The sequence below is a fragment of the Roseobacter sp. N2S genome (assembly GCF_031454055.1).
Classification (GTDB): Bacteria; Pseudomonadota; Alphaproteobacteria; order Rhodobacterales; family Rhodobacteraceae; genus Amylibacter.
In genome coordinates, this window is the sequence record NZ_JAVDQB010000007.1 from 158,512 (window position 1) to 181,782 (window position 23,271).

Here is a 23,271-nt window from a genome sequence, read left to right on the forward strand (position 1 = left end):
TATGTCTTATGATTACGACCTGTTCGTCATTGGCGGCGGCTCGGGCGGGGTGCGTGCGGCACGGGTTGCGTCGCAAACCGGCGCGCGTGTGGCTTTGGCCGAGGAATATCGCTACGGCGGGACGTGTGTCATTCGGGGCTGTGTTCCCAAGAAGTTGATGGTTTATGCGTCACAATTCGCCGAAGCCTTTGAAGACGCCAAAGGCTTTGGCTGGACAGTTGGGGAGTCCTCGTTCGATTGGGCTACTTTTATGGCGGCCAAGGACGCGGAAATTGATCGGCTCGAAGGCATCTATAATAAGAACCTGAAAGCGGCGGGCGTCACTTTGTATGATGCACGCGCTATTGTGACTGGCCCGCAAGAGGTGACTTTGGCCAGCGATCAGGTGATCACTGCCAAGACGATTCTGGTGGCCACAGGTGGCACTCCGTTCATTCCCGAGGTCGAAGGCCGCGAACTGGCGATTTCCTCAAACGAGATTTTCCACCTTCCGACCCAGCCCAAACGGGTTGTTGTGGTGGGCGGCGGGTATATTGCCTGCGAATTCGCCTGTATCCTGAACGGGATGGGCACCGAGGTAACGCAGCTTTATCGGGGCACACAAATCCTGCGCGGCTTTGACAATGAAGTTCAGGATTTCGTCGCCGAAGAAATGCGCGGCAAAGGTGTGAACCTTTTGGTTGGCACGGATGTGGCCAAAATGGAAAAGACCGCCGATGGCATTCTTGTGACACCGGATAACGGCGCTGCCTTTACGGTGGATGAAGTCCTCTATGCCACGGGGCGTGCGCCCAATTCGGCCAAGATGGGTCTGGAAGACGTCGGTGTTGCTCTCGGCAAAAAAGGCGAGGTGATTGTGGATCAATATTCCGCCACCTCCGTGCCTTCGATCTATGCGGTGGGCGATGTGACCGACCGTGTGGCACTGACACCGGTTGCGATCCGTGAAGGCATGGCCTTTGTAGAAACCGTATTCAAAGACAATCCCACAAGCCCGGATCACGAATTGATCCCGACCGCTGTATTTACCCAGCCTGAAATCGGCACTGTAGGCCTAAGCGAAGAAGACGCCCGTGCAATCGAGCCGATCGAAGTTTACAGCGCGGCATTTCGTCCGATGATGCATATTCTAGCAGGCCGTTCTGAGCGGATGTTGATGAAATTGATCGTTTCCAAAGCCAGCCGTAAGGTGCTTGGCTGTCATATTGTGGGTCACGGGGCCGGAGAAATGATACAATTGGCCGGAATCGCCGTTAAAATGGGCGCAACCAAAGAAGATTTCGACCGAACAGTGGCAGTACATCCTACTGCGGCGGAGGAACTGGTCACAATGTCGACCCCCACGCGATAAGTTAACGCGTGGTGTGGTTGATATTTTGATAAAAACAGCCATCTAGAGGGCTGGTAGCTGAACACCTGACGAAAGGACGCTAGGGAACATGGCAGGAAATAATTCGGGGGGTCCCTGGGGCGGTGGCGGCGGAAGCCGTGGCGGTGGAGACGACAAAGACCGTGGAAATGATCAACGGGGCGACAAGGGGCGCAAACCCTCGGGTGGCAACCAGCCACAGATGCCAGAAATTGATGAAATCGTCCGCAAAGGACAGGAACAACTGCGCGTTCTGATGGGCGGCAAAAGCAGCAACGGCGGCGGCGGTGGCAGCAACCGTGGCACAGGCGGTGGCTTTCCGGGGGGCGGCATTGGCCGAGGCACTATCGGTATCGCTTTGCTGGCAGGTGTAGCCCTGTGGGCCTTCGCCAGTTTTTACCGTGTAGACACATCCGAACAATCCGTTGAACTGTTGTTTGGGAAATACGTGGAAACCGGCGAAGAGGGTCTGAACTTTGCCCCTTGGCCGATTGTGACCAAAGAAATTCGCGCTGTAACCCGTGAAAACACCGAAGACATTGGTGTGGGTCGGGGCGCACGTTCTGACAACGGGTTGATGCTGACAGGCGATGAAAACATCGTCGATATTGATTTTCAAGTCGTTTGGAACATCAGCGATCTGCGTAAATACCTGTTCAATCTGGGCGAACCGGAAAACACCATTCGTGCGGTATCTGAATCCGCCATGCGTGAAATTATCGCCCGTTCAAACCTTGCACCGATCCTGAACCGGGACCGGGGTGCGATTGCGCAAGAACTGCAAGAGCTGATCCAGGCCACGCTCGACAGCTATGAAAGTGGCATGAACATCGTGCGGATCAACTTTGACAAAGCCGACCCACCGGAGGAGGTCATCGACGCCTTCCGTCAGGTACAGGCTGCCGAACAGACCCGCGACACACTGGAAAAACAGGCTGACAAATACGCCAATGAAAAGCTGGCCGAAGCCCGTGGTCAAGCCGCACAGTTGCTAGAGCAAGCCGAAGGCTACCGCGCCCAGCAGATCAACCAAGCCGAGGGTGAAGCCTCGCGGTTTATCGCGGTTTATAACGAATACGCCAAAGCGCCCGAAGTGACGCGCAAACGGCTGTATCTGGAAACCATGGAGCGCGTGCTTGGCGATGTGGATAAAGTCATCATCGACGAAGGCGTCGGCGGGGGGCAGGGCGTAGTGCCGTATCTGCCGTTGAATGATCTGAACAAAACACGCGGGGAGACAAAGTAATGAAGCGTTTACAATTCCTTGGTCCAATCCTTGCTGTCATCCTGATTGTGCTCGCCAGCTCTGTTTATGTGGTGGACGAACGTCAAAAAGTCCTGCGATTGTGGTTCGGTGAAGTCACCGCTGAAATCACGGATCCCGGGCTTTATTTCAAAATCCCGCTGTTCCATGAAATCATCAAATATGATGACCGTATTCTTGCGATGGATACGCAGCCGCTGGAAGTAACCCCATTGGACGATCGCCGTCTTGTGGTTGATGCCTTTGCCCGCTGGCGCATTGCAGATGCCAAAACCTTTCGCCGTGCGGTGGGTGTTGGCGGTGTTGACGGTGCGCGCCCCCGTCTTGAACGCATCCTGAACGCTGAACTGCGTGAAGTGCTGGGTAGTGTGACGTCCGGGGCGGTTCTGTCTGCTGATCGTGTTTCGCTGATGAACCGGATTCGTGACCAGTCCCGCGACGAGGCCAATTCGCTGGGTGTGGAAATCGTTGATGTGCGCATCAAACGGGCCGACCTGCCGACACAAAACCTTGAAGCCACATTCGAACGGATGCGCGCTGAACGGGAACGGGAAGCCGCGGATGAAATCGCCCGTGGTAACGAGGCTGCACAACGGGTTCGTGCCCAAGCTGATCGTACTGTGGTTGAAACCGTGTCCGAAGCACAAAAGAATTCTGACATTATCCGTGGTGAGGCAGACGCAGCCCGCAACGCAATCTTTGCGGGGGCTTTTGGCCGCGACGCTGAATTCTTTACCTTCTACCGGTCCTTGGCCGCCTATGAGAAATCCCTCAAAGGCCGCAATTCGACTATGGTGATGTCGCCCAACAGCGAGTTCTTTGACTATCTCAAAAACGACGCGGGCAAATAATGCACGAGTTGCTTTTGGCACTCGGCCTGATGGCCGCTATCGAGGGGCTGGTGCTTGCACTGGCCCCTTTGCGTTTTGAAGAGCTGGTGAAAACACTTGGCAGCCTGTCTGAACAGCAAAAACGCGGCATCGGGCTGGGTATTCTGGCCTTTGGCGTGGTGCTGGTCTGGATCGCCAAATCATTCTGACAGAGGAATTTAGGGCAAAACAGTCCACTGGCCCTTTGAAGCGTTGATTGGGCTTTTCACACAGATCGCACAGGTAATAGTATTTTAACCCCTGAAACGTCAGATGATTGGGTTTTGACGAATGAGCGGGAATTGGATCATCGGGTGGTGAATGGGGGCTTCACCAAGGGCTCACGGAAAATTCACCTTTTGTTGCAGTCGAATTCGTTGCAATGTTGCGCAAACGACACGACATAGAGGACAGGGAAACGCCAAATCGAGCAGCAGTCCCGACAGTCTGGCAGTTTTGAGGAGAAAAAAAAGATGAAAGCAATCGCAGCCCCCCGTGAACGCAGCACGGACAAAGCTATGGCCTATGCGGCCGGCGCTTTGTTTACGCTGACCTTCGTAGTGATGCAGGCCCTCAGCGCCTCTGCACGCGGTGCGCCTGACAGTTTCGCGGATTTGGCCGAGCGCCTAAGCCCCTCTGTGGTGAACATCACCACCAGCACAATGGTTGCAGGGCGCGACTTGCCAGCCTTGCCGCGCGCGCCACAAGGCTCGCCGCTGGAAGAATTGTTTCCGGATTTGTTCGGCCCCCAAGGCAACGGCGAAGACCGTCAACGCCGCGCCTCTGCGCTGGGGTCAGGGTTTATCATTTCGGCAGACGGGTTCATCGTCACCAACAATCACGTGATTGATGGTGCGGATGAAATCCAGATTGAATTATTCGATGGCGGGCCTTTGTTGGACGCCAAACTGATTGGCACAGACGCAAAAACCGACATTGCCTTGCTAAAGGTTGAGGCTGATGCGCCCCTGCCTTTCGTTGGATTCGGCGACAGTGATGTTTCCCGTGTCGGCGATTGGGTGCTGGCCATCGGCAATCCGCTGGGGCAGGGGTTTTCGGTTTCGTCGGGGATTATTTCCGCCCGCAACCGTTCATTGCGCGGCACTTATGACGATTACATCCAGACAGATGCGGCGATCAACAAAGGCAACTCTGGCGGGCCGTTGTTTAACATGGATGGCACTGTGATTGGCGTGAACACGGCGATTATTTCGCCCACTGGCGGGTCAATCGGCCTCGGTTTTTCTATGTCGTCCAATGTGGTGTCCCGCGTTGTTGAACAGTTGAAAGAATACGGCGAAACCCGTCGCGGCTGGTTGGGCGTGCAAATTCAGGACGTGGATAAAGATATCGCAAATGCGGTTGGACTGGAGTCTGTCAAAGGCGCGCTGGTCAGCAATGTGCCTGATGGCCCTGCCATGGAAGCGGGTATTCTGGCGGGCGATGTGATCCTGAATTTTGACGGACGTGAAGTATCAGACACCCGCGGCTTGGTGCGTGCGGTTGGCAATGCCGAGGTAGGCAAGGCCGTGCGTGTTGTTATCTTCCGTGAGGGGAAAACACAGACGTTGAAAGTGGTTCTGGGCCGCCGTGAAGATGCGGAACGCGATCCGGTGGTGCCTGTGGTAGGCCAACCCGACGCAACCGCCGATCACGAGGCGATGGGTATGCGGCTTACTGGCCTTACGGATGAGGTACGGGGTCAGTTGGGACTGGAAGACAACGTTAAAGGTGTAGCGGTCCTGACGGTGGATGAAGCTTCTGATGCGTTCAAAAAAGGCATGCGCTCGGGCGATCTGATTTCCGAGGTGGGCCAGAAACCTGTCACGGCACCAACAGATGTGACAGAGGCGCTGAAGGCCGCCAAAGACGCAGGACGCAAATCAGTCTTGCTGTTGGTGCGCCGTGATGGGGCACCGCGCTTTGTCGCGCTGGCGCTTGACGAATAAACGTCGATTTATACGGATAGAAAAAGGGCGCTGAAGATTTCAGCGCCCTTTTTTGTTAGGTATTTAGGCTCAAAAGAAGCCATTGTGGCAGGATTAGACTAGCATGGACATGGGTTTTTCCATGTAGCCCGCAAAGGCGTTCAGGAATTCAGCGCCCAAAGCGCCATCAATCACGCGGTGATCCACAGACAGGGTTACCGACATCACTGTAGCGATGCTCAGCGTACCGTCATCACCCACAACAGGTTTCTTTTGACCAGCACCCACCGCTAGGATCGAGCCGTGGGGCGGGTTGATCACGGCGTCGAAGTTTTCGATCCCGAACATGCCCAGATTGGAAATGGCAAAGCTGCCGCCCTGATATTCATGGGGGGCGAGTTTGCGATCTTTGGCGCGGCTGGCGAGGTCTTTCATCTGGGTAGATATCAGGCTGAGCGTTTTGTTTTCCGCGTCCTGAATAACCGGTGTGAACAGCCCGCCTTCAATGGCCACAGCCACGGCCACATCGCTTGCCTTCATTTGCAAGATGCGATCCCCAGCCCAAACCGCGTTACAGCCGGGCACGTCTTGCAGGGCTTTGGCGCTGGCTTTGATGATAAAGTCGTTCACCGACAGTTTCACGCCACTGTCTGCCAGACCTGCGTTGATTTCACCGCGCATTTTCAGCAATGCATCCAACTGGATAGAGCGCCGCAGGTAGAAATGCGGGATGGTCTGTTTGGCCTCGGTCAGGCGGGCAGCGATGGTTTTACGCATGCCGTTGAGTGTGATTTCCTCATACTCGCGCTCGGCATACATCTTCTTGACGGTTTCGCTATCCGCAGAGGTCGCCAGCGCAGGCGCAGCCTTGGCGGCATCCGCAGACTGGGCGGGCGCTGCATCCGCTTTGGCGTTTTCTACATCGGATTTCACAATGCGACCACGGGGGCCAGAGCCTTTGATCTGACCTAGATCAAGCCCCTTTTGATCCGCAATCCGCCGTGCCAGAGGTGACGCAAAAATTCGTTCGCCGTCCTTTTTAGGGGCCGCAGGCGCGGGTTTGGCAGCCGTTTCAGGTGCTGCCGCTGGTTTCTGTGCAGGTTTCGGTGCGGCTTCTTTTGCCTCCGGTTTTTCCTCGGCCTTTGGCGTTTCGGCTTTGGGTTCCTTACTGGCAGGCACCGCATCAGCGTCTTCGCCCTCTTCCAGCAGCACAGCAATCGGCGCGTTTACCTTCACGCCTTCGGTGCCTTCTGCCACAAGGATTTTGCCGATGACGCCTTCGTCAACCGCTTCAAATTCCATTGTGGCTTTGTCGGTTTCGATTTCAGCCAGCAGATCGCCGCTTTCCACGGTGTCGCCTTCTTTGACCAGCCATTTGGCCAGCGTGCCTTCCTCCATTGTGGGGGACAGGGCGGGCATCAGAATTTCTATAGCCATGGGTCTGTCTCCTAGCGGTAGGTTACGGATTTAACGGCTTCGATCACTTCTGGTGTGGTGATCAGGGCCAGTTTTTCCAGATTGGCGGCATAGGGCATGGGAACATCCTTGCCGGTGCAGTTGATGACAGGCGCGTCCAGATAATCGAACGCCTGTTGCATCAGAACCGCGCTGATGTGGTTGCCGATGGAACAGACGGGAAAGCCTTCTTCGACGGTCACGCAGCGGTTGGTTTTCTTAACCGAGTTGATGACCGTTTCCGTGTCCATCGGGCGCAGGCTGCGCAGGTCAATCACCTCGGCGCTGATGCCGTCTTCAGCCAGTTTATCTGCCGCTTCAAGCGCGTATTTCATCCCGATGCCAAAGGAAACGATGGTCACGTCATCCCCCGCACGGGCGATTTTCGCCTTACCGATCGGGACCGTGAAATCATCAAGTTCAGGTACCTCAAAGGATTGCCCGTACATGATTTCATTTTCCAGCATGATCACAGGGTTCGGATCGCGGATTGCAGATTTCATCAGGCCTTTGTAATCGGCGGCAGTATAGGGCATCACAACTTTCAACCCTGGAATCTGGGCATACCACGCAGCGTAGTCGTGGCTGTGTTGCGCGCCCACATGGGCCGCAGCGCCGTTTGGCCCGCGAAATACAATCGGTGCGCCCATCTGGCCCCCCGACATATAGCGTGTTTTGGCCGCAGAGTTGATGATCTGGTCAATCGCCTGCATGGCAAAGTTAAAGGTCATGAATTCCACAATGGGCCGCAGCCCGCCAAAGGCCGCGCCAACTGCGATGCCCGCAAAGCCGTGTTCGGTGATGGGGGTGTCAATCACACGGCGCGGTCCGAATTCTTCGAGCATGCCCTGGCTGACCTTGTAAGCACCCTGATATTCGGCCACTTCTTCGCCCATCAAGAAGACTTCGTCGTGGGCGCGCATTTCTTCGGCCATGGCATCACGGATCGCTTCACGCACGGTTTGTTTTTTGAAGGTTGTGCCCTCTGGCACGTTTTCCATCGGGATTTCCGGCGTAGCAGGGGCTGCCTGTGCAGGGGCTTTGGCGGGGGCGTCTTCTTTTGTAGTGTCCTTTTCAGCGGAGTCTTCCGCTTTCGGGGCAGGGGCCTCATCCGCGGCAGAGGCGTCTTCGCCTTCTTCCAGCAGCACAGCGATGGGGGTGTTTACTTTCACGCCCTCTGTGCCCTCGGCAATCAGGATTTTGCCGATGACGCCTTCATCCACAGCTTCGAATTCCATCGTGGCCTTGTCGGTTTCGATTTCCGCCATAATGTCGCCAGAGGCAACTGTGTCGCCTTCTTTAACCAACCATTTGGCCAATGTGCCTTCTTCCATCGTCGGCGAAAGGGCGGGCATAAGTATTTGAATTGCCATGTTTATGTTCCTTAAGCGTAGATGTCTGTGTAAAGTTCTTCGAGCGCCGGTTCAGGGCTTTCGGATGCGAAATCAGCCGCCTCTGACACGATCTTTTTGACCTCTTTGTCGATGGCTTTCAAATCATCCTCGGTGGCATGTTTGCCGGTGACCAGCAAATCGCGCACGTGATCAATCGGGTCTTTTTCTGCCTTCACCTTTTGCACTTCTTCGCGGGTGCGGTATTTGGCGGGGTCTGACATGGAATGGCCACGGTAGCGGTAGGTTTTCATTTCAAGAATATACGGGCCGTCACCTGCGCGACAATGGGCGAGTGCCCGTTCGCCAGCCTCTTTCACCGCCAGAACATCCATGCCGTCAACGGCTTCCCCCGGGATGCCAAAGGCTTCTCCTCGGGTGTATAGTTCGGGTGTCGAAGATCCCCGTTGCAGGGAGGTGCCCATAGCGTATTGGTTGTTTTCGATCACAAAAATACAAGGCAGTTTCCACAGGCTGGCCATGTTGAAGGTTTCATAGATCTGGCCTTGGTTGGCTGCCCCATCGCCGAAATAGGCAAAGGAAACATCGTCTGTACCATTGTATTTATTGGCAAACGCCAGCCCTGCGCCGATTGGAACCTGCGCGCCTACAATGCCGTGTCCGCCATAAAAGCGTTTCTCGATAGAAAACATATGCATCGAGCCGCCCTTGCCTTTGGAATAGCCGCCCTCGCGTCCGGTCAGTTCGGCCATGACCCCCTTGGGGTCCATGCCACAGGCCAACATATGGCCGTGATCGCGGTAGGATGTGACCCGTTGGTCACCGTCTTTGGTCGCAGCTTCAAGGCCGACAACAATGGCTTCTTGTCCGATGTACAAATGGCAGAACCCGCCAATCAAACCCATGCCGTATAATTGGCCGGCTTTTTCTTCAAACCTTCGGATCATCAGCATTTCACGGTAATGGCCCAGCAGCTCTTCTGCTGAAACATTGGATTTGGATGATTTCTTGGCTGCAGCCATCTGGGGGACTCCGGAATGGTTTAATGTTAAACTATATTATAATCCAAGATGCGGCAGAATACACGTTTTATTTTTCCTATCCTGCTGGCCCGCAAAACACCGCTTGTTGTCTTAGGGTGCGGGCATAAAAAAGACCGCTGTCTTGGGAACAGCGGTCAATTTATTTTGCACCTTGGGGAAACGTCGGGTGTTATTGGATGATAATTTCATCCCCTCTTGCCATGCCGAGAACTTTGCGCGCCCGTTCGTCCAGAAGGTCCAGATCCAGGTAATTATCTGAAAGACGTCGGGTCTTGTTTTGCAGGATTTCTCGTTCCGCATGGAGTTGCGCCAGTTGCAGTTTCAAAGCGTCCTCATCCGCTTCGATCTGTACCCGGCGAAAGTGGCCGTAATCACCTTGCACAGCAGCAAAGACGAAATAGGCAGATAGCCCGAATGCCGTGATGAAAAGCATCACGGAACCGATTGCCGCCCCTGTTTTACCTTGCTGTAACAAAATTGACCTACCTCATTGCCCATTCTTGTGACGGGTTAACCTGACTATAGGGCAAGCGAATCAGGATGTGAATCCCAAAACGAATCGCTTTGTCACTTTTTTATCGAAAATCGGGGGCGGGGGCGTTTGCGCGGATATCCGCCCCCGCATTATTGATATTACGCGTTAGATGCGGCGCAGATGCTGTCGATTGTGGCAGCGATTGTGCTGTTGAAATCCGCGTCGGATTGATCTGCTGACAGGCCTTCGCTAAGCGCACGAGAGAAGCTGGCGATCATGCCGCTGTTTTGGGCCAGACGGGTGTTTGCTTCGTCCCGCGCATAACCACCCGACAAGGCCACAACCCGCATGACAGAGGGATGATCCACCAGAGATTTATACAGGTTGGCGGTTTCGGGCAGGGTCAGTTTCAGCATAACCTGTTGACCTGCGGGCAAAAAATCCAACTGACGGGTGATCTCGGCCAGCAGGATGTCTTCGGCGGCGGCTTTATCGGCGATGGAAATTGTCACCTCGGGTTCAATGATCGGCATCAGACCGTGACCATAGATACGGGCAGCCACTTCGAATTGTTGGGATACAATGGCGTCAATCCCCGTAGGGGAAGCCGCGTCGATAACCGAGCGCATTTTTGTGCCAAAAACACCCGCGTCCACAGCGCGTGCCAGAGTGGCATCCAGCCCGTCGATGGGTTTCATCAGTTTCACGCCGTCGGCTTCTTCTTCAAGACCCTTGTCGATCTTTAGAAACGGCACAACGCCCCGTTCTTCCCACAGATAGGTTGCTGTGGGTTTGCCGTCAATTTCGCGGTCCATGGTCATTTCAAACAGGATCGCGCCGATCACTTTATCGCCAGTAAAGGCAGGGGCCTGTGCGATACGGGCGCGCATGGCGTGGATCAGGTCAAACATTTCGGCATCGTTGCTGTAAGCATCCGCTGTCACACCGTACAATCCCAGCGCTTTGGGGGTCGATCCGCCGCTTTGGTCAAGGGCGGCGATAAAGCCTGCGCCGGATTGCATTTTTGTGGTCATTGCGGAGTTTGACATGTCTGGGTCCGTTCGTTTTGGAATGAATGTTTGGAATGGTGTCAGGATTTGGCCGCGACAAGCGCAGCAACACCTGGCAGGGTTTTACCCTCTAGCCATTCAAGGAAAGCCCCACCAGCGGTGGAAATATAACTGAAATCATCCGCTGCGCCACTGGAATTCAGGGCTGCAACCGTGTCACCGCCCCCCGCAACAGACAGCAAGCGCCCCGCTTTGGACAGGGCCGCGGCATGCAGGGCCGCCGCATCAGTGGCCGCATTAAAGGGCGGGATTTCAAACGCCCCCAAAGGGCCGTTCCAGACCAGCGTTTTGGCAGCATCAAGCACGGCTTTGATCCGCGCCACAGATTGCGGTCCCGCATCAAGGATCATCTGATCTGCAGGGCAGGCGTCTGCTGCACAGGTTGTTGCAGTCGCGCCTGCTTTGAATTCAAGCGATGTGACCACGTCAACGGGCAAAACCAGTTCGCAGTTGCCTGCCTTGGCTTTGGCGATGATTTTACGCGCAGTGTCCAGCAGATCATGTTCACACAGGGATTTACCTACGTTAATCCCTTGGGCGGCCAGAAAGGTATTGGCCATGCCGCCGCCGATGATAATTTGATCCACTTTCGGAATCAGATTGCCCAGCAGGTCCAGCTTGGTCGAAACTTTCGCGCCCCCAACAAGGGCCACAACAGGGTGTTGGGGTTTGGACAGGGCATTTTCTAACGCCTCTAGCTCAGCTTGCATCAGGCGACCCGCACAGGACGGCAGGTGGCGGGCCACGCCTTCGGTTGATGCGTGGGCGCGGTGGGCAGCAGAAAAGGCATCGTTGCAGTAAATATCGCCGAAAGCGGCCATTTTTTCTGCGAATTCAGGGTCATTGGCGGTTTCGCCGGGGTAAAAACGGGTGTTTTCCACCAGCAGGATGTCCCCGTCTTTCAACGCTTTGGTCTGTTCCAGAACCACGGCGTATGTATCATCATGGGTGAATTGCACAGGCTGGCCAAAGTGTTCCGACAGGGCAGGAACCAGTTGCGCCAAAGACAGTTCGGGGACATTTTCACCCTTTGGACGGCCAAAATGCGCCAGCAGGACAACCCGTCCGCCTTTGGCTGTGATCTCTTTTACAGTCGGGACAATCCGTTCAATCCGCGTGGCATCGGTGACTTTGCCATCTGACATGGGAACATTGATGTCCACACGGGTCAGAACCCGTTTGCCCGCAAGATCAAATGCGTCGAGAGTTTTCCAGCTCATAAAAATATCCTATCGCCAAAAGGCTATCCAGTCGACCAGCCGCAGCAGTTGCCTGCCCCAAAGAATGATATATTCGGCATCATTGAACTGGATGTCCAAGACAACCAGAACCACAAGGCACAGGCCCAAAACTAACGCTACAGTATTATTCATGGTCGCGGCCGCCCGTTGTCAAAACGGGCAGCGCGGCCCGTCAAATAAGTTTGCCCATTGCTACAGCCGTGTCGGCCATACGGCAAGAGAAACCCCATTCATTATCGTACCAAGCCAGCACGCGCACAAGGTTTCCGCCCATTACAGTGGTTTGCAGGGATGCAAAGTTGGATGAATGGGTGTTGTGGTTATAGTCGATAGAAACAGTTGGTTCGTCGGTGTATTCCAGAATCCCCTTCAGGTAGCCGTCAGCGGCGTCTTTCATGGCGGCGTTGACTTCTTCAACGGAAGTATTCCGCACTGGGATGAATTTCAGGTCAATAGCAGAGACATTCGGCGTTGGCACCCGAATGGCAGAGCCGTCAAGTTTGCCTTCAAGTTCGGGCAGAACCAGACCAACAGCGCGGGCCGCCCCTGTGGTTGTGGGGATCAGCGACATTGCGGCAGCGCGGGCGCGGTACAGATCGTTGTGGCGACGGTCCAGTGTTGGCTGGTCGCCTGTATAGCTGTGGATTGTGGTCATGAAACCCTTGTCGATGCCAATGGCGTCGTTCAGGACTTTGGCAATCGGCGCCAGACAGTTGGTGGTGCAGGACGCGTTTGACACGATCAAGTCTTTGGCCGTCAGGTCGCCGTGGTTCACACCGTAAACGATTGTTTTATCAGCCATCTTTGCAGGAGCAGAGTTCAGAACCCGTTTGGCACCCTGACGCAGGTGTACTTCGGAGGCGCCCTTGTTGTTAAACTTACCGGTGCATTCCAGAACAACGTCCACGCCGTCCCAGTTCAGTTCCATCGGATCATAAGTAGCAAACATGCGCATGTCGCCTTTGCCCACGTTCATGGTGCGATCACCGATGCTGATGTCACCGGGGAAGCGGCCGTGTACACTGTCGTACTTCAGCAGGTGGGCGGTGGTTTCCAGCGGGCCTGTGGCATTGACGGCAACCACTTCGATGTCGTCCCGTCCGCTTTCGATAATATGGGCCAATGTGCAACGGCCGATGCGGCCAAATCCATTAATGGCAACTTTAACAGCCATGATACTCTCCTAAACACCGAAAGGGGGAATGGTATGCGAAAATCACACCACAGTTCATGTCCGCGTAAACACTTGCCGCCCGAAAGGGAACCTTCGGGCGGCAAGGAAACGGTCTATGTTAACGTTAAAGGTCTATGTTAACGTTAAAGCAGGTTCTTAACCTTCTCGGCAACCGCGTCTGCGGTGATGCCAAAGTTGGTATACAGCTCTTCGGCAGGGGCAGAGGCGCCAAAACTATCCATGCCAACAAAGTCGGCTTTGTTGGATTTTCCGCGCTCACCAGTCAGCCATTTGTCCCAGCCAAAGCGGGTTGCAGCCTCAATCCCGACGCGTACGGGGCCAGCAGGCAGAACCTTGCGACGGTAGGATTCGTCTTGGGCTTCAAACAGCTCCCAGCAGGGCATGGAAACCACGCGAGTGCCGATGCCAATGGCTTGCAGCTTTTCACGCGCATCCATGGCGATTTCCACTTCGGAACCGGTTGCCAGCAGGATCGCCTGCCGTTTACCCTCGGCTTCGGCCAGAACGTAAGCGCCTTGGGCGGTCATGTTCTTATTGGTGTGACTGGTGCGTACAGTGCGCACATTCTGACGGGTCAAAGACATCACAGACGGCGTGGTCTGCGTGGTCATGGCCAGTTCCCATGCTTCGGCGGTTTCGATGGTGTCCGCGGGGCGGAACACCCAAGTGTTTGGGGTGGCCCGCGAAATCGCCAGATGTTCCACAGGTTGGTGGGTCGGACCGTCTTCGCCAAGACCGATGCTGTCATGGGTCATCACAAACACTGTCGGGATGCCCATCAAGGCAGCCAGGCGCATAGCAGGGCGCGCATAATCGGTGAAACACATAAATGTACCGCCATAAGGGCGCACGCCGCCGTGCAGTGCCATACCATTCATGGCCGCTGCCATTCCATGTTCGCGGATGCCATAAGCCACGTGGCGGCCTTTGCGGTTGTCCGCGTCAAACCAGCCAAGTTCGGCTGTCAGTGTGTTGTTTGATCCGGTCAGATCGGCAGACCCGCCGATGGTTTCTTTCATGATCGGATTGATCACTTCCAAAGCCATTTGGCTGGACGCACGGGTGGCTTTGCTAGGTTGTTCTTCAGCAACTTTGCGTTTCAACTGCTTGATCACGGCAGACAGGCGCTTGTGTGGTGCGCCTGAAATCACCCGATCAAATTCGGCCTGACGGTTTTCAGACATTTCCCCTAGGCGTTTGGTCCAAGCCGCAAATTCTGCGGCCCCTTTGGACCCGATTGCTTCCCAGCCGGATTTTACATCCGTTGGGATTTCAAAAGCGGGGTAGGGCCAGTCGTAGAACTCACGCATCTGGGCCAGTTGTGCATCTTTAATCGCGTAACCGTGGCCTTTGTTGGTGTCCTCAACCCCGTCCACACCCAATGCGATGGTGGTTTTGCAGGCAATCATCGACGGAGTGTTGGTTTTCTTGGCTGCTGTCAGCGCGGCGTCGATTTCTTCGGGGATGTGGCCGTCACATTCAAATACAGACCACCCGGCCGCTTTGAAACGTTTTACCTGATCGGTCACGTCTGAGATGTCGATTTTACCGTCGATGGAAATGTTGTTGTCGTCCCACATCAGGATCAACTTGCCGAGCTTTTGTTTCCCCGCAAGGCCGATGGCCTCGTGGCTGACGCCTTCCATCAGGCAACCGTCGCCTGCCATTACATAGGTGTAATGGTCTACAACGGATTTATTATAGCGCGCCGCCATGGATTGTTCAGCCATCGCCATGCCGACCGCAGTGGCCACACCCTGACCAAGCGGGCCTGTGGTGGTTTCGATGCCTTTGGCGTGGCCATATTCCGGGTGGCCCGCCGTTTTCGCGCCCCACTGACGGAAATTGCGAATTTCCTCGATGGTCATGTCTTCATAGCCGGTCAGGTGCAACAGGCCGTAAAGCAGCATAGAGCCGTGACCCGCAGATAGGATAAAACGGTCCCGATCCGGCCAGTCGGGGTTGGCCGCATCAAATTTCAGGTGCTTTTCAAAAAGAACAGTCGCCACGTCAGCCATGCCGATGGGCATACCCTGATGGCCGGATGCAGCAGCATGTACAGCGTCGGCTGCCAGCATGCGCAAAGCTGCGGCTTTCTTCCAGTGGTCGGGATAGTTGTTTTTAAGCTCTGAAATGTCCACGAAATGCCCTTTCTTCGGGGGGATGCGGTAAGGGATTGATCGCCCTGTGATAGCAACTCCGTAAGGGGGGTCAAGCGATTGAACGCCGTTTACTTCAGCTTTCTTTCGCAGCGAATTGTTTTTCCAGTAAGAAAATGGTCATATTGGGATTATAAAAATGATTCGTTTGCAGTAAATAGGCTGTCAGGTACGAGCGTAAGGTGAAATAATGACACAATTTCCTAAAATTCAGGCGCGGTTTGATGCGGCGCTGGCGATTTTTGAAGACGCAGCAGCGCAATCCGGTGACACTGCAAAAACACAAGAACAGGCGGCCCGCATCGCCGAATTGGAAGCGGAACTTTCAGCAGCCCAGGACGCGCTGGACGAGTCAAACGACAGGTTCGAAGGGGTGAAGGCAGAGCAAGCCGCAGCCGCCGAAAAAGCCGAAGCACAGCGGGTGGCGCTGGTCAAACAGATCGACACTATCGACAAGGCCCGCGTGGCTGGCGAAAAACAACTGACCAAAGTGCGCCAGTTCAACAAACACCTCAAGAAATTGAACACAGGCCTGCGTCAAGCGAATGAAGAGCACGTTGGCGATGTGGATTTGATCAATGCGTCGCTTGAAGCGGAAATCACCCAGATCAAAGAACAGCGCGATGTGGACCTAGAAGAAATCAACGGCATTCTTGCCCGAATGACGCCACTCGTGGAGGGCAATTAATATGGCTGAAGTAAGAGTATCCATCGGCGGGCGTGATTTCGAAGTGGCCTGTCATGATGGCGAAGAACATTTCCTGCAATCCGCAGCCCTGTTGCTGGACAATGAAGCCAGCGCTTTGAACGAGGCTTTGGGCCGCATGCCTGAAACCCGTATGTTGTTGATGTCTGGCCTTATGCTGGCCGATAAAACCGCCAGCCTCGAAGATCAGTTGAAAAATGCGCCCGCAGCCGCTGCCAAGCTTGCTCCGGTTGAGGATGAAGCCGCCCAAAAACGCGCCCGCAAGGCCGAAGCTCAATTGAGCGAGGCCCAGACCGAGCTGGCCGAATTGCGTGCTGAACTGGCTGAACTTCAGGCCAAGGCACATGCGGTCGTGAAGAAAGCTACCGAGGCGGAAACCCAACGCGAGAGCACCAATGCCAAAGTCGGTGAACTTGAAGGAGCCCGCGATGCTGCCGAGGCACGGGCAGTCGAAGCTGAAGCCGCAAGGGATGCGGCTGTGTCTGTTATGCAATCCATGGTCAAACGGATTGAAAACGCTGCAGAAAACGTAAAAAAGGCCGGTTAATACCGGCCTTTGGTCAAGTTGCGAAGCGGTGGGCTTACCCGTTGGCTTCGCGAATTTTTGCCGCTGCGTCTTTGTCATAAGACACGCCATTTTCGTCAAACAATGTGTCCAACTCGCCTGACAGCGTCATTTCCGTAATGATGTCACAGCCGCCGACAAATTCACCTTTGACGTAAAGCTGCGGGATGGTTGGCCAATCAGAGAAATCCTTGATTCCCTGACGAATACCATCATCTGCCAGCACGTTTACATCGGCGAATTGCACACCCATATAGTTCAAAACCCCTGCCACGCGGGAAGAAAACCCGCATTGTGGCATGGTGGCGGTGCCTTTCATGAACAAAACAACATCGTTGTTGTCCACGGTTTCTTGGATTTGTGCGTTTGAATCTGTCATTTTAAGGTTCCTTGCTGCGGTCGGCCGCTTTCGCCAATTGATATATCAATGAAAGGGCAAAAGACAATGGGACAAGATGATCACTTTCGCGCGTGTGTCGGCACGAAGATCCGCGCGTATTGTTCCGGGTCTTTGGTGATGTAATAGGTGTGGCTGTGGCCTGTTTCAAAAGTATTGGCCTGTATCTGCGCGTCTGTGGCATCTAATCGACGATCCCGCAACAACGCATCACCGCGCATTTTTGATCGGGTCAGAAACACCAGAACGATGGCGATCAACAGGATTAACACAAAACTAAAGGTCATATCGCGCCTTTCGCGGAGCAGGCCCGCTGTGAAACGCGCGACACGGTTTTTTGTGGCGCGCGGTTACTCTTTGGCTTTGGTGGTCAGCGCCAGTGCGTGCAATTCACCAGACGGTCCGTCCATTTTGCCCTTTAACGCCGCATAGACCATTCGTTGTTGGGCCACGCGGTTTTTGCCGACGAATTCTTCGGCCACAATATGGGCTGCCATATGAACCCCGTCATCCCCTTGTACGGCAATTTCAGCCGTTGGGAAAGTTTCACGCAGCAGGGCTTCGATTTCAGGGGCGGTCATGGGCATGGCTGGGTCCTAACGGAATGTCTCTGGCAGAAAGTGTGGGGGCCTTTGTGGATCAGCCAAAGATGTTTGGCAAGCCATCGTTAAACCCCGCACGTGCGGTGGACAGGGGCAGGGTGGCAGCGCCAAGGCTGATCACTTCGCCCTCAAACTGGCCAATGATTTGTGCAGGAACGCCTGCCGCTTTTGCGGCGGCCAGCACAGCGTCAGCCTGGGGCGTGGCCAGCAGGTAGCGGGCCTGATCCTCGCCAAAGAACCAGCCTGTGTCGCCTTCATTCAGGGTCACACCGCAGTCTGCCGCAAAGGCCATATCGGCGGCGGCCAGTGCCAAACCGCCATCTGACAGGTCATGGGCCGCGGTGATCTGTTTGTCTGCTTGCATGGCGCGGACGAATTCACCAGCGGCCCGTTCGGCTTTTAGATCTACATGGGGCGCATCGCCGTCTTCGCGGTTAAACAGTTCTTTCAGCAGGGCAGATTGGCCCAAATGACCTGTTGTATCCCCGATCAGAACCAGCGTGTCGCCCGTTTGCGCCACCGTGCCAATCATCTGGTCCGCAGAGGTCATCAACCCCACAGCACCAATGGTCGGGGTTGGCAGAATGCCCACACCGTCTGTTTCATTGTACAGGCTGACGTTGCCCGATACGATGGGCATATCCAGCGCGACACAGGCTTCTCCGATGCCGTGGATACAGCCCACAAACTGCCCCATGATTTCAGGTTTTTCAGGATTGCCGAAATTCATATTATCTGTTGTTGCCAAAGGCTTGGCGCCCGTAGCGCATAGATTGCGATAGGCTTCGGCAACAGCTTGCTTGCCGCCCTCAAACGGGTTCGCCTTGCAATAGCGGGGCGTCACATCAGACGTGAATGCCAGTGATTTCGGCGTGCCGTGAACCCGCACAACACCTGCGTCCGATCCCGGACGTTTCACCGTATCGGCCATAACCATCGTATCATATTGTTCATAAACCCAAGCACGCGAGGCATAGTTGGGCGAGGATAACAGCGTCAGCAAAGCCTCGGCAGGGTCCACCGCAGGGATATCCGCAACGGGGGCAGCCGCAGGGGTTTCAACCCAAGGGCGGTCATATTCGGGCGCAGTACCGGACAGGGCTTTCAGCGGCAAGTCGGCTTTCACCTCGCCATTGTGCATGATCAAAAAGCGGTCTTCGGCGATGGTTTCGCCAACGATCGCAAAATCCAGATCCCATTTGTCAAACACGGCTTTGGCCTGTGCTTCCAGTTCGGGTTTCAGCACCATCAACATCCGCTCTTGGGATTCTGACAGCATCATTTCATAGGCGGTCATATTCTCTTCGCGGATTGGCACGTCTTCTAGGTTCAGGCGCACGCCCAGATTGCCTTTGTCGCCCATTTCCACAGCGGAACAGGTCAGGCCAGCCGCCCCCATATCCTGAATTGAAATCACAGCGCCAGTTTGCATCAGTTCCAGCGTGGCTTCCATCAGACGTTTTTCGGTGAACGGGTCGCCAACCTGAACGGTGGGGCGCTTTTCTTCGATTGTGTCGTCAAATTCGGCACTGGCCATGGTTGCGCCGCCCACACCGTCACGGCCGGTTTTCGCACCGAGATACACCACAGGCATGCCCACACCAGACGCCGCCGAATAGAAAATTGCATCCGTATCCGCCAGACCCGCTGCGAAAGCGTTGACCAGACAGTTGCCGTTATAGGCCTCGTGAAAGCGCAATTCACCGCCAACTGTCGGCACACCGAAACAGTTGCCATAACCGCCGACGCCCTGAACCACACCGGACACCAGCGATTTGGTTTTCGGGTGGGTTGTCTGGCCGAACGACAGTGAATTCATCGCCGCAATCGGGCGTGCGCCCATGGTGAACACATCGCGCAGAATGCCGCCAACCCCTGTGGCTGCCCCTTGATACGGTTCGATATAAGACGGGTGGTTATGGCTTTCCATCTTGAACACAACGCATTGGCCATCACCAATATCAACGATACCCGCATTTTCACCCGGACCGCAGATCACTTGGGGGCCCTCGGTGGGCAGGGTGCGCAGCCATTTCTTGGACGATTTATAAGAACAATGCTCGTTCCACATGGCGGAAAAAATGCCCAGTTCGGTGAACGTTGGTTCGCGCCCGATCAGGTCAAGAATACGTTGGTATTCTTCCGTATTGAGTCCGTGATCTTTGATAAGTTTTTCGGTGATTACCGGATCGGTCATGGTGTGTTGTCCCAATACGTGTGGTTTTGCGGGTGTATTACTGGAAGCCTGTCTGTGGCGAAAGGCCCGAAACTGCCGCAGATTGAATATTTTCAAATTTATTTGTGCCCCTGTGTCGATTTGGGCCGGTTCGGTTCGTCATTTAGGTATCAAACCCAACTGACGGAGGCTTTCATGCCCTTACCCATTACATCTTTATATGCCGCAATTTTGGCGCTGATGCTGATCGCGCTGACCTATTATGTTATCAAAGGGCGCGCAAATACCGGCGTTTCGATCCTGCATGGTGGTGATATGGCACTGGCCACGCGGATCAGACAGCACGGGAATTTTGTGGAATTTGTGCCAATGGCGCTGATTGTTATGGCGCTGGCGGAACTGAATGGCGGCAATGCAACCGCGCTGAATGTGGCGGGTATCTTGCTGGTGGTGGCGCGGATTGTGCAGCCATTTGGCATGCATCCAGATATTGCCACCAAACCGCTGCGTATCATCGGCGGGGCAGGGACGCATCTGTCGATTCTGATCTGTGTTGCCCTGATCCTGATCGCCCGCTTCACAGGATAATTTTGTACAATGATCTTATGCAGCAATTTGTTGATTTTTCCCCCCGAGTTTGACCAAACTCACCCAACCCGAAAGGACTTACCATGAAATACCTTGCTCTTATCTATTCAGCCCCGGGGTCAAACCCCGCCTATGGCAGCCCTGAATTCGCCGCTTCAATGGAGGAGTGGAACAAGCTGAACCAGACCTACATCGACGCGGGCGTCATGGTTGCTGGAGATGCCTTGCAGGACGTGGCAACCGCAACGTCGATCCGCATCCGCGATGGGAAAACCGAAACCATGGATGGTCCGTTTGCCGAAACCAAAGAGCAATTGGGCGGTTATTACCTGTTGGACTGCGCCGACTTGGATGAGGCGCTTAAATACGCCGCCATGATCCCTGTCGCGCGTTATGGCACGGTTGAGGTGCGCCCGATTATGGACTTGGGTTGATCCGCTGGCGGGGGCGGCTGATACGGCACACGCGACCCTGAACAGGGTTGTTCGTGACAGCCACGGCCGCCTGCTTGCAGCGCTGATTGCCAGCCTGCGGGATTTTCAACTGGCCGAGGACAGCATGCAGGACGCGCTGGCCTCGGCTTTGGTGCATTGGCGGCGGTCTGGTGTTCCGGCCAATCCTGCGGGTTGGTTGTTGCAAACCGCACGGCGCAAAGCGATTGATCGCTTGCGACGATCGCAGAATTTTAATTCAAAATCAGCACAGTACATCCTGTTGCTAAAGCTGGACCAGTTGGATGTCGCCGAGGCAGCACAGCAGGAAATTCCGGATGAACGCCTGCGGTTGATTTTTACCTGCTGTCACCCCGCGCTTGATCCCAAAACCCGCATCGCCCTGACCCTGCGCACGCTTGGTGGATTGACCACAGCCGAAATTGCCCGCGCGTTTCTGGATGGTGAAGCCGCAATGGCGCAACGGTTGGTGCGCGCGCGTCACAAGATTGCCAAATCCGGTGTGCCGTTTCGGGTGCCAGAAGACGAGGAATGGGCGGAGCGGTTGAACTCGGTGCTGAGCGTGATCTATCTGATTTTTAACGAAGGCTACGCCGCTACCCAAGGGGAGCGCCAAATCCGCATTGATCTGTGCGAGGAAGCGATATTTCTGGCGCGTCTGATTGCGAAACTGCGCCCTGATCAGCCCGAGGTAGAGGGGCTGTTGGCGCTTATGGTGATGATCCATGCCCGCAGACATGCGCGGGCGCAGGCTGATGGGGCATTGATCCCGCTCGAAGATCAGGACCGTGCCGCATGGGATCAGCCCCTGATTGCGCAGGGGATCGGGTTGGTCGAACAGGCGCTGCGTCGCGGTCCGTTGGGGCCTTATCAAATTCAGGCGGCAATTCAGGCAGTGCATAGCGAAGCACAGACCTTTGAGGCCACCCGCTGGGATGAAATTCTGGGCCTGTACGGCCTGCTGTTGCGGTTTGACGGATCGGCCATCGTCAAATTGAACCGCTGTGTGGCGCTGTCCTATGTTGCCGGGCCGAATGCCGCGCTCGCGGCCAGTCAGGACTTGCACCCGGAGTTGGCAGATTATCAACCGTTCCACGCCGCGCGGGCCGCGTTTTATCATCGTGCAAAGTTATACGCTGAGGCGCTTCAATCTTATGACCGGGCGATAGAGCTATGCGAAAATCGCAGTGCTGCAGGCTTCTTGGAAAAGAAAAGGCGTGGCACAAAAAAAGAGGCCGAGCATTTGCTCGGCCTTTAGTCCAACAGGGAGGTGAAGGAAAACGAGAACTGATGCTCAACCATTCGCCTTCGAGATCAAGATATAAACTGAAGACGTTAACGACAAGTGTAAAAAGGACACATACGTTGCATATCCGTCATGCGCTTAACGCATAGCTTGACCATAGGTTGTGGCATTTTCCTACAAGTCCTTGAAAAAGAACCCCTAAATTTGTGACAATTTCTTGTCAGCTTTTATCTCTTCCAGCACAAAATCCCTGAAAATAGCTACTTTTTTCGAATGCCGCAGCTCTTCGGGGTAGGCCAGATAGACTGGAACCTGATGGCTTTGCTCGTCTGGCAGCACACGGACAAGTTGTGGGAAGTCCACAGTGACATAGCTGGGCAACAGGCCGACACCCACACCGTATAGCACCGCTTGCAGCACCCCGAAGTAGTTGTTTACCGTCAAATGGGACAGGTGATCGCCCGCCAGAATGGGCCTGATCCAGTTCAAACTGGCGGTCACTTGTTGCGAGGTCAGGTTCTGGCTGACGATGCGATGTTTGCGCAATTCTTCAAAGTCTTCGGGCACGCCGAATTTATCCAGATAGGGCTGGGTGGCGTAGAACCGCATGTTCACATCCATCAAGCGGCGGCGCACCAGATCGGCTTGGCTGGGTTCTTTCATGCGAATGGCCACATCAGCCTCGCGCATGGGCAGGTCCAGCACACGCTCTTCCAGCATCAGGTCGATTTTCAGATCGGGGTAGCGGTCGTAAAGCCGTCCCATGCGCGGGGATAGCCACAAAGACCCGAAGCCTACGGATGTGGTGACCTTCAACTCGCCAAATACCTCGTCTTCGGAATCCCGCAGGCGGGCTTCGGTAGTTTCCAGCTTTTTGGACATGGCAGAGGTGGCATCAAACACCAACTCGCCTTGTTCGGTCAGGATAAGACCCCGTGCGTGGCGGTGAAACAGGGTCACGCCAAGGGTTTCTTCCAACGCGCGGATTTGTCGGCTGACCGCAGATTGTGAAAGATGAAGCGCGTCCCCTGCGTGCGTCAGGCTGCCTGCATCTGCAACCGCATGAAATATGCGTAACTTGTCCCAATCCAAAGCCTGCTCCCCCTGTTCATCTTTTGA

Annotated in this window: 24 protein-coding genes; 10 read left to right on the forward strand and 14 right to left on the reverse strand. The window is 55.0% G+C overall.

The window, feature by feature from the left end; translation table 11 throughout:
• Position 1: 1 nt before the first annotated feature.
• The 5 genes from gor (at position 2) to GGE09_RS16545 (ending at position 5,451) form a co-directional block, all read left to right on the forward strand.
• A complete protein-coding gene (gor, locus tag GGE09_RS16525) occupies positions 2-1,351 on the forward strand; it encodes a glutathione-disulfide reductase (protein ID WP_309747269.1) in 1,350 nt (449 codons plus the stop codon).
• Between the two features lie 88 nt (positions 1,352-1,439).
• Positions 1,440-2,615, forward strand: coding sequence for an FtsH protease activity modulator HflK (hflK, locus tag GGE09_RS16530; protein ID WP_309747270.1), 1,176 nt, complete (start codon positions 1,440-1,442; stop codon positions 2,613-2,615).
• Entirely contained in the window at positions 2,615-3,484 is an 870-nt protein-coding gene (locus GGE09_RS16535) for a protease modulator HflC (RefSeq protein ID WP_309747271.1), read from the forward strand. The genes hflK and GGE09_RS16535 overlap by 1 nt, the downstream gene beginning before the upstream one ends.
• Entirely contained in the window at positions 3,484-3,672 is a 189-nt protein-coding gene (locus tag GGE09_RS16540; protein ID WP_309747272.1) for a DUF2065 domain-containing protein, read from the forward strand. Before GGE09_RS16535 ends, GGE09_RS16540 begins: the two co-directional genes overlap by 1 nt.
• A 348-nt stretch (positions 3,673-4,020) precedes the next feature.
• Positions 4,021-5,451: a Do family serine endopeptidase gene (locus GGE09_RS16545; RefSeq protein WP_323778538.1), complete on the forward strand. Its 1,431-nt coding sequence runs from the start codon at positions 4,021-4,023 to the stop codon at positions 5,449-5,451.
• Between the two features lie 93 nt (positions 5,452-5,544).
• Here the strand turns inward: GGE09_RS16545 and GGE09_RS16550 are convergent, their stop codons facing one another.
• The 9 genes from GGE09_RS16550 to tkt all read right to left on the reverse strand — a co-directional run bounded on the left by GGE09_RS16550 (position 5,545) and on the right by tkt (position 15,402).
• Positions 5,545-6,867: a pyruvate dehydrogenase complex dihydrolipoamide acetyltransferase gene (locus GGE09_RS16550; RefSeq protein ID WP_309747274.1), complete on the reverse strand. Its 1,323-nt coding sequence runs from the start codon at positions 6,865-6,867 to the stop codon at positions 5,545-5,547.
• Positions 6,868-6,878: 11 nt separating this feature from the next.
• Positions 6,879-8,258 (reverse strand): pyruvate dehydrogenase complex E1 component subunit beta, encoded by a 1,380-nt coding sequence (locus tag GGE09_RS16555; protein WP_309747275.1) that lies wholly within the window; start codon positions 8,256-8,258, stop codon positions 6,879-6,881.
• 11 nt (positions 8,259-8,269) lie between these two features.
• A complete protein-coding gene (pdhA, locus tag GGE09_RS16560) occupies positions 8,270-9,259 on the reverse strand; it encodes a pyruvate dehydrogenase (acetyl-transferring) E1 component subunit alpha (RefSeq protein ID WP_309747276.1) in 990 nt (329 codons plus the stop codon).
• A gap of 190 nt (positions 9,260-9,449) precedes the next feature.
• Positions 9,450-9,713: a septum formation initiator family protein gene (locus GGE09_RS16565; RefSeq protein ID WP_309747277.1), complete on the reverse strand. Its 264-nt coding sequence runs from the start codon at positions 9,711-9,713 to the stop codon at positions 9,450-9,452.
• A 200-nt stretch (positions 9,714-9,913) separates the two neighbouring features.
• Positions 9,914-10,804 carry a fructose bisphosphate aldolase gene (locus GGE09_RS16570; protein ID WP_309747278.1) on the reverse strand — a complete coding sequence of 297 codons (891 nt, stop codon included), beginning with the start codon at positions 10,802-10,804 and terminating at the stop codon, positions 9,914-9,916.
• 41 nt (positions 10,805-10,845) lie between these two features.
• Positions 10,846-12,045 (reverse strand): phosphoglycerate kinase, encoded by a 1,200-nt coding sequence (locus GGE09_RS16575; protein ID WP_309747279.1) that lies wholly within the window; start codon positions 12,043-12,045, stop codon positions 10,846-10,848.
• A gap of 9 nt (positions 12,046-12,054) precedes the next feature.
• The gene (locus tag GGE09_RS16580; RefSeq protein ID WP_309747280.1) at positions 12,055-12,198 is read right to left on the reverse strand and encodes a hypothetical protein; all 144 of its coding nucleotides are present in this window, start codon (positions 12,196-12,198) and stop codon (positions 12,055-12,057) included.
• A 40-nt stretch (positions 12,199-12,238) separates the two neighbouring features.
• A complete protein-coding gene (gene gap, locus GGE09_RS16585) occupies positions 12,239-13,240 on the reverse strand; it encodes a type I glyceraldehyde-3-phosphate dehydrogenase (RefSeq protein WP_309747281.1) in 1,002 nt (333 codons plus the stop codon).
• 143 nt (positions 13,241-13,383) lie between these two features.
• Positions 13,384-15,402, reverse strand: a complete 2,019-nt coding sequence (gene tkt / locus GGE09_RS16590; protein WP_309747282.1) for a transketolase — start codon at positions 15,400-15,402, stop codon at positions 13,384-13,386.
• 208 nt (positions 15,403-15,610) lie between these two features.
• Here tkt and GGE09_RS16595 point away from each other — a divergent pair, with 208 nt between their 5' ends.
• Both GGE09_RS16595 and zapA read left to right on the forward strand, forming a co-directional pair.
• Positions 15,611-16,108, forward strand: a complete 498-nt coding sequence (locus GGE09_RS16595; RefSeq protein ID WP_309747283.1) for a hypothetical protein — start codon at positions 15,611-15,613, stop codon at positions 16,106-16,108.
• A 1-nt stretch (position 16,109) separates the two neighbouring features.
• Complete coding sequence (gene zapA, locus GGE09_RS16600; RefSeq protein ID WP_309747284.1) at positions 16,110-16,673, forward strand: cell division protein ZapA; 564 nt, start codon at positions 16,110-16,112, stop codon at positions 16,671-16,673.
• A 34-nt stretch (positions 16,674-16,707) separates the two neighbouring features.
• On the opposite strand, the gene grxD is transcribed toward zapA, so the two are convergent.
• From grxD to purL, 4 genes are all read right to left on the reverse strand, one after another.
• Positions 16,708-17,070: a Grx4 family monothiol glutaredoxin gene (grxD, locus tag GGE09_RS16605; protein WP_309747285.1), complete on the reverse strand. Its 363-nt coding sequence runs from the start codon at positions 17,068-17,070 to the stop codon at positions 16,708-16,710.
• Between the two features lie 80 nt (positions 17,071-17,150).
• Complete coding sequence (locus tag GGE09_RS16610) at positions 17,151-17,375, reverse strand: hypothetical protein (protein ID WP_309747286.1); 225 nt, start codon at positions 17,373-17,375, stop codon at positions 17,151-17,153.
• A gap of 63 nt (positions 17,376-17,438) precedes the next feature.
• Positions 17,439-17,675 (reverse strand): BolA/IbaG family iron-sulfur metabolism protein, encoded by a 237-nt coding sequence (locus GGE09_RS16615; protein ID WP_309747287.1) that lies wholly within the window; start codon positions 17,673-17,675, stop codon positions 17,439-17,441.
• Between the two features lie 52 nt (positions 17,676-17,727).
• Positions 17,728-19,887 (reverse strand): phosphoribosylformylglycinamidine synthase subunit PurL, encoded by a 2,160-nt coding sequence (purL, locus tag GGE09_RS16620; protein ID WP_309747288.1) that lies wholly within the window; start codon positions 19,885-19,887, stop codon positions 17,728-17,730.
• A 174-nt stretch (positions 19,888-20,061) separates the two neighbouring features.
• Here purL and GGE09_RS16625 point away from each other — a divergent pair, with 174 nt between their 5' ends.
• The 3 genes from GGE09_RS16625 to GGE09_RS16635 all read left to right on the forward strand — a co-directional run bounded on the left by GGE09_RS16625 (position 20,062) and on the right by GGE09_RS16635 (position 22,164).
• Positions 20,062-20,454 (forward strand): MAPEG family protein, encoded by a 393-nt coding sequence (locus tag GGE09_RS16625; protein WP_309747289.1) that lies wholly within the window; start codon positions 20,062-20,064, stop codon positions 20,452-20,454.
• An 83-nt stretch (positions 20,455-20,537) separates the two neighbouring features.
• On the forward strand, positions 20,538-20,888 hold the full coding sequence (locus GGE09_RS16630) for a YciI family protein (protein ID WP_309747290.1): 351 nt from the start codon (positions 20,538-20,540) through the stop codon (positions 20,886-20,888).
• Positions 20,848-22,164 (forward strand): RNA polymerase sigma factor, encoded by a 1,317-nt coding sequence (locus tag GGE09_RS16635; protein WP_309747291.1) that lies wholly within the window; start codon positions 20,848-20,850, stop codon positions 22,162-22,164. The genes GGE09_RS16630 and GGE09_RS16635 overlap by 41 nt, the downstream gene beginning before the upstream one ends.
• Positions 22,165-22,350: 186 nt before the next feature.
• Here the strand turns inward: GGE09_RS16635 and GGE09_RS16640 are convergent, their stop codons facing one another.
• Complete coding sequence (locus tag GGE09_RS16640; RefSeq protein ID WP_309747292.1) at positions 22,351-23,244, reverse strand: LysR family transcriptional regulator; 894 nt, start codon at positions 23,242-23,244, stop codon at positions 22,351-22,353.
• Between the last annotated feature and the right edge of the window lie 27 nt (positions 23,245-23,271).